Origin of the sequence: Gemelliphila asaccharolytica (genome assembly GCF_001553005.1) — a bacterium.
GTDB classification, from domain to species: Bacteria; Bacillota; Bacilli; order Staphylococcales; family Gemellaceae; genus Gemelliphila; species Gemelliphila asaccharolytica.
Genome location: NZ_KQ959911.1, coordinates 1 through 17,240, shown reverse-complemented (window position 1 = coordinate 17,240; position 17,240 = coordinate 1). Strand labels below are relative to the sequence as shown.

Here is a 17,240-nt window from a genome sequence, read left to right as displayed (position 1 = left end):
ATTTTTATATCTTGTAATTAAGTCTTTTTTGAAAATTTTGTGACTAACGAAAACCGCGTGCTCCTCACTATTTTTCGGGTAAAATCCCCCAATTAACGGAAAGGAACATAAAAATGTTCGTATTTTGTCTTCTAAGCTCTTAAAAGCAAAAGAAGAAATAAAGAGTCAAGATAAAGATAAAAAGTCCATATTAAGGCAAATAAAAAGCTTTAAGGCAGAGGACAAAGTTAAGTCGAATAAGGAAGACCATAGCAAAGATATAGCAAAGATGCAGAGAGATAAATATCGGCAGTCTTCGGACTGCTTTTATTTTTTTTAAAAGAAAACATATTGTTACTCATAGACCGTTGACCAATGCACCACATAAATATAGGATATTATTAAAATAACTGGAAAAGGGCGGTGATCTATTTGTTAGAGGAATTTGGGGAAAGAGTAAAACAATTAAGAAAAAATATAGGTCTTAGTCAAGAAAAATTTGCATTAAAGATAAATATGGATCGAACTTATTTAGCATCAGTTGAAGCGGGTAATAGAAATATTTCGTTAAAGAATATAGAAAAAATTGCAGATGGTTTTGACATGTCTATATCGGAATTATTTAAAGGAGTAGAAAATGAGAGAAGACAAAAAAAATTATAAATTAAATAAAAATGATCAAGTTAGAAATTTAAAAAAAGATGATAAAATATATGTAGATGATGCAAATGATGAAATTAAGATAATTAAACAAAATGAAGCTACTAAAAAACGTGTTGAAAAAAATAAAGAAAAAGAGACAGTAGTAGATAATGACTTTGATGAACAAGAAATTGAAAATTTGGACATAGTTGATGATGATAGTTTAAATGTATTTGATAAAACAGAAAATTTAAATGAAATGGAGACAATAGTTAAGGATATAGTTTTTGCTGAATTTTCAAGATTAATCGATACTATAGAGGATGATTTTGTTGTTAATTATAATAAGAAGAGGTACAACTTTTTACTATCACAACTTGATGAACTTGTTACTGCCACTATGGTGTTTGTAAGTAGCTTTGAATCAAAAAGTGGTTTTGCAATAGAGAGAGTAGCAGAGAGGGTAGCAAGAGTAAGGTACGGAGAAGAAAATGTACCTTCCATTATAAATCCAAGAGGTCTCGAACACAATATTCAAGCGGAAGTCGTGAATGGTCAGATTATTGTGACTGATATAGACTTAGATCACGGAACTTTAAAAGGGGAGATTGCAAAATTTAGAGCTAGTAATGTCGCAAGTGGAAGAGGAAAAAATAGGAAAGAAAGTGGAGTTACTCAAGAGAGTATTAAGGAATTGATACCAATAGGACAAGAGTATAAAATCGATGAGATAAAAATCAAACCTGTAGACTTGGCTTTTTATGATGGTGAGAATTGGAACATTCTAGAATTAAAAGCTGGAGGAGATTTAGATAGCTCTAATGCACCGTCGAATATAGAAAAATTACTTTCGATTTATACAGGTGTGAATGTAGAAAATGCAAAAGTATATTTTGCAACACTTTATAATAAAGATGGGGAAGGTAATACATGGACAGGAGCTGTAAAAAAACATATGGCTTACCCAGAGATGTTTTTAATAGGAAAAGATTTATGGAATAAAATTTTGCCTAAAGGGATTGGCTATGAAAGATTTACAGAACTTTATAAAATTGCTTTAGAGGAAATAGATTTAAATGAAAGAATCAAGTCTATGATAAGGAGTGCCCTAGAATGAGATATGGTAGAATATTTAATGACGATTGTTTAAATCATATACGTACTTTACCAAATAATTCAATAGATTTAATCTTAACGGACCCTCCATACAATATAGCACAGTATTCAAGAGGAAACATTAAATTACCGAACAGATCAGAGGTGAATAATGATTTGGGTGAATGGGATCATAAGGAAATTAATCCATTCGAATTTGTCGATGAATTCAAAAGAGTTCTTAAACCAGAAGGAAATATTTTTATATTTACTAGCTACAATTTAATTGGTAAATGGCATGAAGCATTCGATAAAGAATTCGATACATTTCAATATTTTATTTGGCACAAAACAAATCCAATGCCAAAAATATATAAAAATGGATTTTTAAATAGCTGTGAGATGATTATTTGTTTGTGGAATAAAGGTCATAAGTGGAACTTTACAAATCAAAAAGAAATGCATAATTTTTTTGAAAGTCCAATATGTATGGGGCAAGAAAGACTTAAAACCCCAAAACATCCTGCTCAAAAACCATTAAGACTGATTAGACACTTAATGACCATCGGGAGTGATGAAGGAGATATTGTTTATGATCCTTTCATGGGAGTAGGAACCACATGTGTCGCCGCAATAGAGACAAAGAGGAAATTTATTGGGGTAGAAATAGATAAAGAGTTTTTTTATGCAGCCGAAAGAAGAATTATGGAACAAATAAAAAAATTAGAATATGCAAATAGGGGCTTATAGAGGTTATGTAAATAATATTATACAGAAATAGAGTACCTCTTGCTTAATTTACTGCATTTCAAAGCAGGAGGTACTTTATTTAAAAATTCAAAGAACATTATTATAATTAGAAATTTTTAATGATTAAATGAGTTACACTTCTTTCGTTTCTGCTCCTAACATTATAGGTATAATTTTTTTCAAAAGATAGAATGTTGAAATCAGATTTATATAAATTATATATAAAGTCTGTGTTTTTAATTATCAAAATAAATTTTGATGGAACTCTTTTTAAATAATTACATAATCTTATCTGGTCGTCTAAATCAAAAGATTTACCTTCATAATCAGAAAAGTCAGTATCATACGGAGGATCTAAAAAAATAAAATCATCATTTGTTAGTTTTATTTTATCTAAGAAAATTTCAAAATCTAAATTGTATATTTCAGTATTTTCAAATATATTTCTAGTTTCTACATTAAAGAGTGAAACAATTTTTTTTGTAAATTGTTTTCTATTATAACTCATACCGCCGTAAGGTATATTAAACTCACCTTTTTTATTATATCTGAACATTGAACCATAACAGTATTCTCTGATAAAGTAGAAGTTCGCAATTTCAAATTCTTTAGATGTATCTAATTTATTTAGGTTAATATCATTATATATATTCCTAAAATGTAAATAAAATCCACTTGTGAAGCCTGTTATTAAATTTTCTAATAAATCTTTATCGTTAAATTTTCTTTTTAAATTATTTTGTTTAGTCCTTTTAAATTTATCTAATACACTTGTTACTATTGTTTTTGTATATGAGTCTAAATCTAAAACAAGATCCTTTGATACCTCTGTCTTTGATATTATAAATTTAACATTATCAATTGATTTATTATCATCATCATCTAAATAAGCTTCAAGAATTTTATCGCTAAATAAATCGCACGTATTAATTAGAGAAATGAACGAAGCATTGTATTCTAATAATATATTTTTAAATTCTTGATTTTGATCTCTAACAAGTTCATAGAAACACATCAAAGAAGAAGAAATATCATTGATATTTGCTTTAGAAGGCATTAATTCAAAAAAAACTGCTCCTCCGCCAAAGAAAGGGTCAATGTATCTTGAATATTGTGGAATTAAATCCTTGATTTTATCAAATTCTCTAGATTTACCGCCTGGCCATTTTATTATTGGTTTCAAAATTGATTTCCTCCTTAATACACAATATAATATAACATAAATGTTACTTAAAGTCAACATTATTAATGTTATGCAATAATTTTTTAAATTTAGTAAATATTTTTGTAAAAATTTATTACTAAAAAATTTGTTTTAAATTTTTATAATTGGTAAAATGATCAAAATAAATTGAAGGCATGATGAACAATTAATAAAAATCTCTAATTTAACACATGTGTAATGTCAATTATTAAATTTTACAAATTTATATTTTAGTAAGATTATAGTTATACAATTTCAAATATAGTATGGAATCAAAATTAAATCATCTATTAGTATAATAAAAAATTCAAATTATCTCTCCATCTCCTTCCCATAATAATTTTGATAGTTTTTCCTATACTGAACAAGGTCAGAAAATTGTTCTTTATTCAAAGAATACTCTTTGCATAAGGGTGTTCTTTTTTTCTTGTAGTTTATCGAGTTTAGTTAATATTTCTTTTGTATTTGGTAACTTTTTATAGTTTTCTAAGATTTCTTTAGCGGTTATTTTATAGACGGAAAGTTCGCTATAATACTCATCTGCAAATTGCTTATCTTCAGAATTTTTCTTGTGCTATTTATAGATTTCACGATACTTATTTATAGTATTTATATTTTCCATATCTTGAGATAAACTTTTCATTTTGGTTTCCATTTTCTTTATTTTATCTAGCAAGTCTTGTCTATCATCAGCAGATTTTTTGATCAGATCATCGAGTTGTGTAATTGAATTAATTCCTTGTTCTCTTAATTTAATTATTGAATCAGCCATTGTTTTGATATTGTGTTTTCTTGCCCAGACTTCATAACCTTTTGAGGATTGGGCTTTTTCATTAGTAGATATATAAATAACATTTCCTACACGTTTTTTAATGGGATTAGCTTTATTTTTAATAGCTAAATCTATTCTTTCTTTGATTTTTTCTTCTGTATAATCTTCCCCGATAATCTTTGCTCTTGTAAATCTTTGCTTATCTTTATGACGAAAAGCAATGTGTTTACCAAACTTAATTTCATAATCAAGAGATTTCATATTTTCTAAAAACTCTTCACACGAGTTAGACTTATTAATCATTCTGTCTATATCAAATTGTAGTTTAGACTTCCAATAATTTCCTTTCTTGTTTTGGTCATATTCGTACCAAGATTTACCAGCAGTTTTATATTTTCTTTTGTAAGCTACATAATATTCATCAATGACTGAAAGCTTATTTTCTTTACATAATTCGTCACTTTGATACCTGATTTTGTGGTAAGATTTTTTGTTAGATTGGTAGCATTTGCCAGTCTTGTAATTAACATTATTAAAAATAATATGGTTATGGATATGCCCTCTATCTACATGAGTTGCAAGAACAAATTAATAATCTTCTTTTAAGATTTTCTTGCATAATTCCATTCCAATTTCGTGAGCTTTTATAGGATCAACCTCGCCTGGTAGGAAAGATTGGATTAAATGTCTAGCCAAAACTGTACCTTTAGTATCGTTATCTTCTCGTGTTTTTATAAATTGAATGTGTGCAGTAGATTGGTGACATTTGAATGAAGAAACCAAGATTTTTTCATCATTTTTTCACTATTAATTATTTAATCTATTGCAAAATTTAGAGTTTATTTTATAGGATGTATTTTTGTAATTGCCACACTAATCACCAGAACTTTCTTTTGATTTATTAAGAAGTAGGGAATGTATATCCCATATTTCTCTTGATAATTTTTCTATTTTTTCTCTCATATAATCAATATCTTTCTTGCAAATAACACCAGTTGTATTAGTGGCTTTTGCAATTTGGTTTATATTGTTTGTTGCATTTGAAAGTAGCCATTGAAGATCTCTAAATGGTTCTAGGTCTACTATATAAATTCCTTTTTCTAATACACATTTTCTAAGAAAATGTGACATAGTTTTACAATTTGGAAGTTTCATTTTCTTTTCAAAAATTTCTTTTTCTTCATCTGTTAAATATATTTTAAGTTGATTTTTTCTTGTTCTATTATCCATAATTTTTTCTTTTGCTCATATCTTTTGGGGTCTTAGGGTTTCTCTAACAAGATAAAAATTAAGAAATGGAGCATTCCGTAAAGGTCTGCTCCATTGATTTTTTCGTAAGTGGGTACTCACTTACTGTGCTTGCTATTGCTATTGTAAGCTATTGTAAGTGGATACTCACTTACTGTGCTTGTTATTACTAACAAGTCTTTAATTTAATTTTCCATAATTTTTCAAATAGGAATTAATAAGTGTAACTGTAACTAATAAAATAAAAACTTCCAAAATTAGGCGAACTTGTTCTAAAAGTCTGTGACAACCTTTTATTATCAAGCCATTAATTTATGTAATCCTAATTTAAAAAGATTTATAACGATGGGTTACAGGTTACAAAGTTACATTTGTATCTTTACTTGATTTGCAGTATCTATTTCTAATTGATTTTCTTTTTTCCATTCTTCTGGCAATAAATTCTTGTCAACTTCTATAAAGTCAGTTTCGTTTTCTGTTTTCTTTTCATAATATAGTTTTACTGGAATTGAGACTCCACTTGGTGATATTCTCTTGGTCTTTGATGACCTAACAGGAATCCATTCTTGAAAATAATTATCCATAATCTCTGAAAAAGATTTTGATTTTATTTGGTAGCCTTGCATGGTTAATTCTTTGAAACAAGTTATATTAGGATCTGCACTTTTTGGCTTATATTCTTCTAAGAAATATCTAATGTCTTCCACATCTGGGTTCAGGTATTTGAATTTTTCTTGCTCCTTATACAAGTCTTTTAAAAGATTTTTTTGATAAGTCCATGCGTCCCTATTGCAATAGTATTATTTTCTTTAATTCCTAAACAACAAGTTTCATATATTTGACAACTCTAGACTTGATATTCGTATTCCTAAAGACGATGTCTTGGGAAATATTTCTGCTGCATTCCATGTAAATAAAGAGTATAAGAAAGAGTCTGATTATCCCTATACAGAACATGATTTAATGCGATTTTTGTTTAAGCTTGATGACAGTATTAAAGTGAATATACGACCTGTTATCCTGAATGATGAAGATCCCGAATATAGTACCACAGGTATATATTCCGGCAGTGAGGCTATTCTTCGAATCCGTAATATGCTTGAACAGTGGTAGAAAATGAAAGAAAAATATGAGAATAACGAAATTATAAAATAAGCATTGCAAGATTGGAAGGCAAACTATCCTGACAGCCTGAAAAAGGATTACGTTCCTTTTGAAGAAAGCAATGTGAAATTCTATAAAAAAGGCATAACCACTAAGATTCCACCGAATATAAAATAAGCATAGAAAAAGCAGCTAAAAGATTTATAATCTTAAAGTTATATGCTTTTCATTCAATTATACCTACAAATTGTATTTATTTAAGTGATAAAAAATCATATATTAAATGAAAATGTTAATATATTATGATCTGAAACATATGTCTCAGTTATTCCGTTAAATATTATTTTATTTTCATATTCATTTTTAATAAAGATGCAATCTATTGACGTCTGTGCAGGTTTGTATGTAATCATATCATTTGTGACTAAATCCCTATATTTGCAACTCGGATTATTATGTAAATCATTAATCCATTTCGTATTATTGAAATCTCCTAAAATTATATCTTTATATCCATTCTTAAATTCATTATTTATTTTATCTTCTATTTCTTTTTCTGTATTATGAAAACTTATGATTTTTAGTGATTTTTCTTTTAATTCCATTTCTATAAATTTATTCTGAAATTCTGTTTCTTCTGGGTTTATATCTTTCCACAAAGATTTTTTTAAGGTAATAGCTACAACATGACTTTTTAATATTTTATCCAAGTTATGAAAAATTTTGTACCCATTTTTTTCAAAATATTCTTTTGTTCTTACTTTATTATCATCATAAAATTCCTGAACAAAAATAATATCATCTTCATTTTCCAAATACCTACTACACAAGTGTTTAATGGGTGTTTTAAAGTCTATATTTCGTGGATTATAATATCCCCCTTTTGTACGTGGATTACTATATGGGCCTTGAAATTTGTTTATATTAAAAGTTGAAATTTTCATATTATTACCTCACATATTTCACTAAAAACTAAATTTATAAATTCTATTGTTTAGAAAGCCTCCCACCAAAATGATGGGAGGCTTTCTAAACTATTTATCTAAGTTCAACAACTCCATTTGGAACCTATTTTTTCTTGCTTTTAGTATAAAAACAGTATCACTAAGGAGATTTTTGCTCCAATAAAACATCGAAACACTGTATTTTCAACGATTTTATCACAGAAGCATATTTTTTGCGACTATTCCCATTCGATAGTGCTTGGTGGCTTACTTGTTATGTCATAGACTACTCTATTAACATGACCTACTTCATTTACTATTCTTGCTGATATTTCTTCTAAAACTTCAAATGGTATGTGTGCCCAGCTTGCAGTCATTCCATCTATACTTGTAACGGCACGTACAACTACAGTGTAATCATAAGTTCTAACATCTCCCATAACTCCTACAGAACGAATGTCAGGAAGTGCTGTAAAGTATTGCCAAATTTTGTTATCTAATCCTCGTTTTTTTATAATATCACGAAGAATATAATCACTATCTCTTACAATTTTTAATTTTTCTTCTGTTACTTCTCCTAAAACTCTTATACCTAATCCAGGTCCTGGGAATGGTTGTCTCCAAACTATTTCTTTAGGAAGTCCTAGTGCTTCCCCTAAGACTCTAACTTCATCTTTAAATAATGTATTAAGAGGTTCTATAAGAGAAAATTTCATATCTTTAGGAAGTCCTCCAACATTATGGTGTGATTTTATAGTTTGGGCATTTTTTGTTCCAGATTCAATAACATCTGTGTAAAGTGTTCCTTGTGCTAACCAAGGAATATCTGCTAATTTTTTACATTCTTCATCGAAGACGTATATAAACTCATTTCCAATTATTTTTCTTTTTTTCTCTGGATCTTTTACGCCTTTAAGTTTAGTTAAAAATCTTTCTTTTGCATCTACTTTGATTAGGTTCATTTTAAATTTGTTACCAAAGGTTTCCATGACACTTTCTGCTTCACCTTTACGCAGTAATCCGTGGTCAACGAACATACAAACAAGTTGATTTCCTATTGCTTTATGAAGTAGTGCTGCTACAACAGAAGAGTCCACTCCTCCAGATAAAGCGCAAAGGACTTTATCATTTCCAACTTTATCTTTTATTTTTTTTATGTTTTCTTCTATGAATTTTTCCATAGTCCAGTCACCTGTGCAACCACAAACATTTCTAATAAAGTTTTCGATTAGTTTATAACCATATTCAGAATGTCTTACTTCTGGATGAAATTGGAAGCAATAAAAGTTTTTATTAATATTTTCTGCTGCTGCAATAGGGCAGTTTTCACTAGAAGCTACTACTCTAAAACCTTCAGCTACTTTAATAACTTTGTCAGAGTGGCTCATTAGAACATTTTGCACACTTTTTGTTTCTTTGAAAAGAACTGCATCTTCTTTTGTATTTATTGGATGTGTACCATATTCTCTGCTTGTAGCCGATTCTACAACACCTCCAAGTTTGTGTTGCATAAGTTGCATTCCATAACAGATACCTAATATAGGAATACCAAGATTAAAAATTTCTTTGTCAATAGACATTGAATTTTCTTCATAAACACTGTTAGGACCCCCAGAAAGGATTATTCCTTTTGGATTTAATTCTTTTATTTTTTCAATAGAAATTTCATTATCATGAAGTTCAGAGTAAACTCCAAGTTCCCTAACTCGTCTAGTAATAAGTTGATTATACTGACTTCCAAAATCTAAGACTAATATAAATTCGTGATTATTCATTGTTTCTCCTAAATTTAATAATAATACTAGCTAAAATGTTCGTTTTATATAGAGAATAAACATAAAAGCTTACTTAAACATTATATCAATTATAAAATAATATGTAAATTACTTTATGGTTAAAATGTTAAAATAATTTACATATTATTTTTGGATATTTTATCAATTTATTTTAATCTAGATCATCTTTGGTAAATCCTAAAGGGAAAATATCTCTTCTAAAGTTATAAACTTTATAATTATTTTCATTAATGGCTAAAATAATTTCAAAATTATCATTAACAAATTCGCTTATTACTTGTCTGCAAACTCCACAAGGAGCACAGAAATCATTTAATTTTTCATTTTTTCCACCTACAACTACTATTTTTTTAAAATCTTTATTTCCTTCGCTTATTGCCTTGAAGATAGCTGTCCTTTCGGCACAAACTGTAGGAGTAAGAGAAGCATTTTCTATATTGCAACCTGTATAAATTTCGCCATTTTTGCAAAGTAGACAAGCTCCAACATTAAATTTTGAGTAGGGAGTATAAGCCTTTTTTCTAGCTTCTATAGCTAAGTTAATAAGTTTTTTATTTATATCCATAATTTCTCTCCATTTATAATTTTTTGTTAATTAATTTTTTTATCATTCTTCCGACACCAGAGTTATTATTATCGTAATCTGAGATGAATTTAGCTTTTTGTTTCAGTGAAGAGTTTGCATTTTTCATTGCTACAGAATAATAAGCTTTTTCTATCATAGACAGGTCGTTTGTATTATCTCCAATTGCCATTAAGTTATTTAGACTTATATTTTTATTTTTGCAATATATTTCTAAAGCTTTACCTTTAGAAGCCTTACTAGATAGAATTTCAAGGTTTTTACTTCCAGAAGAAGTGACAAAAATTTCTTTATTGTTTTTTAATATTTTTGCTAATTTTATCAATTTGTCACTATTATCGTCCATTAAGTCAATTTTTAAAACAGGATTATTTTTGCTATCAAGGTAGTTTTCAGGGTTTGTTACTTCTTTGATATATCCAAGTTTTTGTCTGTTTTTTATTTCATCTGTTATTTTTTTCATGTTAGGGGTGTGACCTTGATCAATTATTAAATTTTTAAAAGCATCTATATAATCCTTAACATTTTTTAAATAAAAGCAATTTTTATTAAAAACTCCAAAATTTATATTTAATTTTTTAGCTTCTTTTATTATAAAAAGGGAATTTTTTTTATCTAGTGGAAAAATGTTGGTGATTTCACCTTTTTTATCATAAGATATAGCTCCATTCATAGCTATTATACTTGCTTTTATATTATTAGTTTTTAAAATGTCAATTGTTTCAAAATATGCCCTTCCCGTTACTATAGAAAATTCTATATTTTCTTTTTGGGCATTTTTAATTGCAGTTACATTTTCGTCAGAAATAAAATGTTCACTATTTAAAAGAGTTCCGTCCATGTCTGAAGCAATAAGTTTTATCATTGTTTTTTCCTTTTCTAAAAAAATATAATGAGTTAAAAATAATATTTATCGGGTATTTATTATATCAAAAATGCTGAAAATAAGCTATAAAATTTAAAAATTAGAAAATTATGTTTTTATATTAGAAAAAATAAAAATATAATAATTATAGTAAATATATATTTTATAGTATAAAATATTTTTATAAATATTTAGTAAGATATTGAATGATTTTTTTGAAAAAAATGAAAGGATTTAATAATTATTAGCATTATACTTAACTTTTATGTGGCGTTATATAAGAAAGTATATCAATGGATAAAAATTTTTTGAATTTATTTTTAGAACTTAATAATATTAAAATATGTTTAAATAAAATTTTGTTTTATCTTTTAAAATATGGTAATATTAAATGGATATGATTATAACTTGGAGGAATAGTTGTGAATAAAATAGTTATTAAAGGTGGGAAACCTTTAAGAGGAGAGGTTTATATAGAAGGAGCAAAGAATGCAGTTTTACCTATTGTTACTTCTGCTTTACTTGCTACGGAAGGAGTAAGTAAGTTTTATAATGTTCCAAACTTGTCAGATGTAAAGATTATATCTGAACTTTTAACTTCTTTAGGAGTTAAGATAAATTATAATAAAGAAGAAAAAACATTAGAAGTAGATGCAAGAAATCCGTTGAAAAAAGAGGCAGATTTCGAGTTTGTAAGTAAAATGAGAGCTTCTTTTTTAGTGGCAGCTCCTATATTAGTAAGAGAGAAATTTGCTAAGGTTGCTATGCCGGGTGGTTGTGCCATAGGAAGTAGACCTATTGAACAGCATTTAAAAGGATTTTCACTTCTTGGAGCTAATATTATTAAAGATGCTGGATATGTAGAACTTAAAGCAGAAAAAGGACTTACTGGTACTACAGTATTTTTTGATTTTCCAAGTGTTGGAGCAACTCAAAATGTGATAATGGCAAGTTGTCTTTCAAAAGGTAAAACAATTTTAGTAAATGTAGCACAAGAACCAGAAATTGGTGACATGATAAGTTTCTTAAAAAAAATGGGAGCTAAAATTAGTGGAGAAAATACTTCTTGTTTAGTTATAGAAGGAGTTGAAAAACTTCATGGAGCAGAACATACTATAATGCCTGATAGAGTAGAGGCAGCTACCTATATGATAGCAGCAGCAGCAACAAAAGGAAATGTTTTGGTTAAAAATGCACGTTATGAAGATAATGTAGCATTAGTTTCTAAAATGAGAGAAATGGGAGTTCAAATAGAAGTAAATAAAAATGAAATTCGAGTGAAAAATGATAGAGATTATTTACTACCAATTGACGTTAAAACTCTACCTCATCCAGGATTTTTAACAGATATGCAAAGCATAATTATGGTTTTAACATTGTTAGCTAAGGGAGTTAGTACAATAACAGAAACAGTTTTTGAAAATAGATTTATGCATGTTGAAGAATTAAGAAGAATGAATGCTAAAATAAGGATAGAAGGAAGAAGTGCCTTAATAGAAGGTGGAGAAAAATTAGAAGGTACAAGTGTAAAAGCGACAGACTTACGTGCAGGTGCAGCGTTAGTAATAGCAGGACTTATAGCAAATGGACAAACAGTAGTTACAAATATTAAACATATTGATAGAGGATATGTTAATATAGAAGAAAAATTGAGAAAATTAGGTGCAGATATAATAAGAATATAAATAAGAGGAATATATTGGAAGAAAAATCTAAGAAAAAATCATTTATTAAAATTTTGTGGTCTACTATAAAATTTTTTGTAATACTATTTGCAATAGCATACATAGGTGTTATAATAGGATATAGTGTAATAGGAAACGGTAAGCTAATTGACATATTTAGCTTGAGAGCTATAAAGCATGTGTTAGACGTAATTAATAATTAATGGGGGAAGAAAAATGGTTACACAAAGAAAAGATTTATTTGAAGAAATTAAAGAAAAATTAGAAGGGAAAAAAGTACGTATAGTATTTCCAGAAGGTGATGACAAAAGAGTTTTACTTGCAGCAGTAAGATTAAGTTTAAATTCATATGTACAACCTGTTGTTTTAGGAAAACCAGAAGAAATAAAAGAATTAGCTCATTCATTATTTTTAAAAACAGATGGTTTAGAAATAATTGATCATCTTAATTATGATGGTATAGAAGAAATGGTAAGTGCTTTTGTTGAGAGAAGAAAAGGAAAAGCAACAGAACAGCAAGCTCGTGAATTATTAAAAGATCCAAACTACTTTGGAACAATGTTAGTTTATCTTAAAAAAGTAGCAGGGTTAGTTTCAGGGGCTGCACACTCAACAGGAGATACAGTTAGACCAGCATTACAAATAATAAAAACAAAACCAGGAGTTAAAAGAACAAGTGGTGCATTCATCATGAGTAGAAATGCTACAAGATTTATTTTTGCAGATTGTGCAATTAACCCAACATTAGATGCAGCTGGATTAGCAGAAGTTGCAGTAGAAAGTGCAAAAACAGCTAAAAGCTTCAATGTAAATCCTAGAGTAGCGATGTTAAGCTTTTCAACACTAGGTTCAGCAAATACACCAGATAGTTTAAAAGTAGCAGAAGCAACAAAACTATTTAGAGAAAAAGCACCAGTTATTCCAGTAGTAGGAGAAGTTCAATTTGATGCAGCGTTTGTTCCTGGAGTAGCAAAACTAAAATGCCCTAATTCAGAAATTCAAGGAGATGCTAACGTATACATATTCCCAAGCCTAGAAGCAGGTAATATAGGATACAAAATAGCACAAAGATTAGGACAATTTGAAGCTATAGGACCTATCTTACAAGGGTTAAATGCTCCAGTAAACGATTTGTCAAGAGGTTGTGATGAAATAGATGTTATTAAATTAGCTTTAATTACAGCTGTGCAATCATTACAAGATTAATTTTGACAAAAAACATATAATATAATAATATATATAAGATAAAAAAAACTTATCAAGAGAGAGCGAGGGCCAAGGACCCTATGACCTCCGGCAACCTAGTATCATAAACAAAGGTGCTTATCCTAAGCAAAGTAAAACTTTGAGCGATGAGAAAAAAACCTTTCTCAATCCGGAGAAAGGTTTTTTTAATTGCTCCCTAAAAAGAAAAAGGAGAAACAAATGGCAAAAACATATTTATTCACATCAGAATCAGTAACAGAAGGACATCCAGATAAGGTGGCGGACCAAATTTCAGACGCAGTACTTGATGCTGTTTTAAAAGAAGATCCATATGGAAGGGTAGCTTGTGAAACAGCTGTAAATACAGGTCTTGCAGTTTTAATTGGAGAAATCTCAACTAAGGCAAAAATAGATTATCAAAAAGTAGTAAGGGATACTATAAGAAATATAGGATATTGTGATTTTACAAGTGGATACAATGCAGACAGTATTGCAGTATTGGTAGCACTTGATGAACAGTCAAAAGACATAGCACTTGGAGTAGATGATGCGGTAGAAACTAAACAAAAAAAAGAAAAAGAAGTAGGTGCAGGAGATCAAGGGCTAATGTTTGGATTTGCTACTAATGAAACAAGTTCATATATGCCATTACCTATATATTTAAGTCACAAATTATCAAAAAGATTAGCAGAAGTGAGAAAAAATAAAATTTTGGATTACTTAAAACCAGATGGTAAAGTGCAAGTTACAGTAGAATATGATCTTAATAATGTAGCAAAAAGAATAGATACAGTAGTAGTATCTACACAACATTCAGAAGAAGTAAGTCAAGAAAAAATACATAAAGATATAAAAGAATATGTAATAAAACCTTGTCTTGATGAAAATTTATTAGATGAAAATACAAAATATTTTATTAATCCAACAGGACGATTTGTAATTGGTGGCCCTGTAGGAGATGCAGGACTAACAGGAAGAAAAATAATAGTAGATACATATGGAGGATATGCACGACACGGAGGAGGAGCTTTTAGTGGAAAAGATGCCACAAAAGTTGACAGATCAGCCGCATATATGGCAAGATATATAGCGAAGAATATAGTAGCAAGTGGAGTTTGTGATAAAGTAGAAGTTCAACTTGCTTATGCAATAGGGGTAGCAAATCCAGTTTCAATATTTATAGATGCCTTTGGAACTGCAAAAGTAGATGAAGGAGAAATTGTAAAAGCAATAAAAGAAAACTTCTCTTTAACTCCAAATGGAATAATAAAAACACTAGATTTAAGACGACCAATATTCAAAAAAACAGCAGCATATGGACATTTTGGAAGAGATGATGCTGACTTTACATGGGAGAAATTAGATAAAGTAGAAGTATTTAAAAAATTATTAACATAGGAGAATGTTATGAATAGTTTATACGATCAAATAGGGGAAGAAAAAATAGATAAATTAATAGATGTATTATACGATGATATAATATCTAAGGACGATAGAATAAATTTATTATTTTACGATGGATATGAAAATGTAAAAAGAGAGCAAAAAAAATTCTTTAGAATGTTTTTGGGTATAGAAAGTAATGTTTTCAATATGCCCAATTTAAAAGAAAAACACTATAAAATACCTATAACAAAGGAAACAGCAAATTATTGGCAAGAAGATTTTGAAAAAGCAATAGACAAAATAGATATAAATGGTACACAAAGATTATTTTTAAAACAAAAGATAAAAATGTTAACTTTGCATATGATAAATATGATAAAAAAATAATTTAAAGATTGCTATGATTGACTTTTAAAGATAGATAATATATAATAGTTTCGTGAGTTTAGGCTCTGTTATAAAGACAATTAGTTTTGGAGGAAAAAATGTCAGAAATAATAAAAAAAGAAGATGGGAAGATAACTATAACTTTTAACTCATCAGCAGAAGAATTAAACAAAGCATTAGATAAAGCATTTAAAAAGGTAGTAAAAAGAATAAATGTTCATGGATTTAGAAAAGGAAAATTACCAAGAAATGTTTTCAACAAAATGTATGGAGAAGAATCATTATATCAAGAAGCAGTAGATTCTATTTTACCAGAAGGATATAAAAAAGCAGTAGAAGAATTAAAAATAAATCCATTAGCTATGCCAGATGTTGATGTAAGAAAAATAGACAAAAAAGATGGTGTAGAATTTGAAGCACAAATAGTAGTAAGACCTGAAGTAAAATTAGGTGAATATAAAAACCTAGGAATAAAAAAAGAAAAAGTAAAAGTTACAGATAAAGATGTCGATGAAAGAATAAAACAAATTTTATCACGTCAAGCAGAATGGACACTTAAAGAAACAGCATCTGAAAAAGGTGATATAGTAGTTATAGATTTTAAAGGATACAAAGATGGAGAACCATTTGAAGGTGGAGAAGCAAATGGCTATGAACTAGAACTTGGTTCAAATTCTTTCATACCAGGATTTGAAGATCAATTAGTAGGGAAAGTAGCACCATGTGATGTTGAAGTAAATGTAGTATTCCCAGAAAATTATCAAGTTAAAAATCTAGCAGGACAAAAAGCTAAATTTGACGTAAAAATACATGATGTAAAAGGAAAAGAAGTACCTGAATTAACAGATGAACTTGTTAAAGATTTAACAAAAGAATTAACAGATAATGTAGCAGATTACAAAGTTAAATTGAAAGATCAAATAACTCTTGAAGAAAAAGAAAAAGCAGATAAAAAATATGCTGATGATGTAGTAATAAAATCAGTAGAAAATGCAACAGTAAATATTCCAGAAAAATTAATAGAACAAGAAGTAGATGGAATGTATAATAAATTCAAAGAAAATATGCAAAGACAAGGCATAACAATGGAATTATATGAACAATTTACTGGTAAAAAAGAAAAAGAATTAAAAGATGAAATGAAAGAACAAGCATCTAAAAAAATAAAAACTTCATTTGTTTTAGATGAAATATCTAAAGTAGAAAAAATAGAGGTATCAGAAGAAGATGCTAAAAAAGAAATTAAAAAAATAGCTGATTCTTATTCAATGAGTGAAGAAGATGTTAAAAAAAATCTAGGAACAAATTTCGATATTAAATCAGAAATTATTATTAAAAAAACTATAGATTTACTAAAAGAAAGTAATAAATAGTATATAAAAAAAGGCAACTTTAAGAAGTTGCCTTTTTTTAATTTTTTTAGATTATATAATATAGTTATCTATAATTATTAATTATCTGTCTAAAAATAAAAAAGTAATATTATTTATTTTGTTAATTACAAAATGTTTTTTATAAAAATATTTTTAATAGAAATGTAATAAAAATATATTAAATTAAAACCAAATTTCTGTTATAATATAATTGTATAATT

Annotated in this window: 16 protein-coding genes, 1 pseudogene and 1 riboswitch; of the genes and pseudogenes, 9 read left to right on the top strand and 8 right to left on the bottom strand. The window is 28.1% G+C overall.

Annotated elements, in window-relative coordinates; genetic code table 11:
- The first annotated feature begins 411 nt into the window (after positions 1–411).
- The 3 genes from HMPREF1871_RS05725 to HMPREF1871_RS05715 are packed head-to-tail and all read left to right on the top strand — an operon-like array spanning position 412 to position 2,466.
- Complete coding sequence (locus tag HMPREF1871_RS05725; protein ID WP_232297385.1) at positions 412–642, top strand: helix-turn-helix domain-containing protein; 231 nt, start codon at positions 412–414, stop codon at positions 640–642.
- Positions 617–1,738, top strand: coding sequence for a hypothetical protein (locus HMPREF1871_RS05720; RefSeq protein ID WP_198145791.1), 1,122 nt, complete (start codon positions 617–619; stop codon positions 1,736–1,738). The genes HMPREF1871_RS05725 and HMPREF1871_RS05720 overlap by 26 nt, the downstream gene beginning before the upstream one ends.
- On the top strand, positions 1,735–2,466 hold the full coding sequence (locus HMPREF1871_RS05715; RefSeq protein WP_066131103.1) for a DNA-methyltransferase: 732 nt from the start codon (positions 1,735–1,737) through the stop codon (positions 2,464–2,466). The genes HMPREF1871_RS05720 and HMPREF1871_RS05715 overlap by 4 nt, the downstream gene beginning before the upstream one ends.
- 106 nt (positions 2,467–2,572) lie before the next feature.
- On the opposite strand, the gene HMPREF1871_RS05710 is transcribed toward HMPREF1871_RS05715, so the two are convergent.
- The 8 genes and pseudogenes from HMPREF1871_RS05710 to HMPREF1871_RS05670 form a co-directional block, all read right to left on the bottom strand.
- Positions 2,573–3,649: a DNA adenine methylase gene (locus tag HMPREF1871_RS05710; protein WP_066131099.1), complete on the bottom strand. Its 1,077-nt coding sequence runs from the start codon at positions 3,647–3,649 to the stop codon at positions 2,573–2,575.
- Between the two features lie 333 nt (positions 3,650–3,982).
- A pseudogene (locus tag HMPREF1871_RS05705) lies at positions 3,983–5,266 on the bottom strand (relaxase/mobilization nuclease domain-containing protein).
- 49 nt (positions 5,267–5,315) lie between these two features.
- A complete protein-coding gene (locus HMPREF1871_RS05700; RefSeq protein WP_066131096.1) occupies positions 5,316–5,672 on the bottom strand; it encodes a plasmid mobilization protein in 357 nt (118 codons plus the stop codon).
- A 383-nt stretch (positions 5,673–6,055) separates the two neighbouring features.
- Entirely contained in the window at positions 6,056–6,439 is a 384-nt protein-coding gene (locus HMPREF1871_RS05695) for a hypothetical protein (RefSeq protein WP_232297384.1), read from the bottom strand.
- Positions 6,440–7,066: 627 nt separating this feature from the next.
- Positions 7,067–7,738: a hypothetical protein gene (locus HMPREF1871_RS05685; protein ID WP_066131089.1), complete on the bottom strand. Its 672-nt coding sequence runs from the start codon at positions 7,736–7,738 to the stop codon at positions 7,067–7,069.
- 239 nt (positions 7,739–7,977) lie between these two features.
- Complete coding sequence (gene guaA / locus HMPREF1871_RS05680; RefSeq protein WP_066131086.1) at positions 7,978–9,513, bottom strand: glutamine-hydrolyzing GMP synthase; 1,536 nt, start codon at positions 9,511–9,513, stop codon at positions 7,978–7,980.
- 172 nt (positions 9,514–9,685) lie between these two features.
- Entirely contained in the window at positions 9,686–10,099 is a 414-nt protein-coding gene (gene cdd / locus HMPREF1871_RS05675; RefSeq protein ID WP_066131082.1) for a cytidine deaminase, read from the bottom strand.
- 13 nt (positions 10,100–10,112) lie between these two features.
- A complete protein-coding gene (locus HMPREF1871_RS05670; protein ID WP_066131079.1) occupies positions 10,113–10,982 on the bottom strand; it encodes a Cof-type HAD-IIB family hydrolase in 870 nt (289 codons plus the stop codon).
- A 422-nt stretch (positions 10,983–11,404) separates the two neighbouring features.
- On the opposite strand from HMPREF1871_RS05670, the gene murA reads away from it, so the two are divergent.
- From murA to tig, 6 genes are all read left to right on the top strand, one after another.
- The gene (gene murA / locus HMPREF1871_RS05665) at positions 11,405–12,667 is read left to right on the top strand and encodes a UDP-N-acetylglucosamine 1-carboxyvinyltransferase (RefSeq protein ID WP_066131076.1); all 1,263 of its coding nucleotides are present in this window, start codon (positions 11,405–11,407) and stop codon (positions 12,665–12,667) included.
- Between the two features lie 14 nt (positions 12,668–12,681).
- A complete protein-coding gene (locus HMPREF1871_RS05660) occupies positions 12,682–12,870 on the top strand; it encodes a DNA-directed RNA polymerase subunit beta (RefSeq protein ID WP_066131073.1) in 189 nt (62 codons plus the stop codon).
- 13 nt (positions 12,871–12,883) lie between these two features.
- Positions 12,884–13,873, top strand: a complete 990-nt coding sequence (pta, locus tag HMPREF1871_RS05655) for a phosphate acetyltransferase (RefSeq protein ID WP_066131070.1) — start codon at positions 12,884–12,886, stop codon at positions 13,871–13,873.
- A gap of 46 nt (positions 13,874–13,919) precedes the next feature.
- A riboswitch (SAM riboswitch) is annotated at positions 13,920–14,026 on the top strand.
- 66 nt (positions 14,027–14,092) lie between these two features.
- Positions 14,093–15,271, top strand: coding sequence for a methionine adenosyltransferase (metK, locus tag HMPREF1871_RS05650; RefSeq protein WP_066131068.1), 1,179 nt, complete (start codon positions 14,093–14,095; stop codon positions 15,269–15,271).
- Between the two features lie 9 nt (positions 15,272–15,280).
- Positions 15,281–15,646, top strand: coding sequence for a globin domain-containing protein (locus HMPREF1871_RS05645; protein WP_066131065.1), 366 nt, complete (start codon positions 15,281–15,283; stop codon positions 15,644–15,646).
- Between the two features lie 98 nt (positions 15,647–15,744).
- On the top strand, positions 15,745–17,019 hold the full coding sequence (tig, locus tag HMPREF1871_RS05640; protein WP_066131063.1) for a trigger factor: 1,275 nt from the start codon (positions 15,745–15,747) through the stop codon (positions 17,017–17,019).
- The last annotated feature ends 221 nt before the right edge of the window (positions 17,020–17,240 follow it).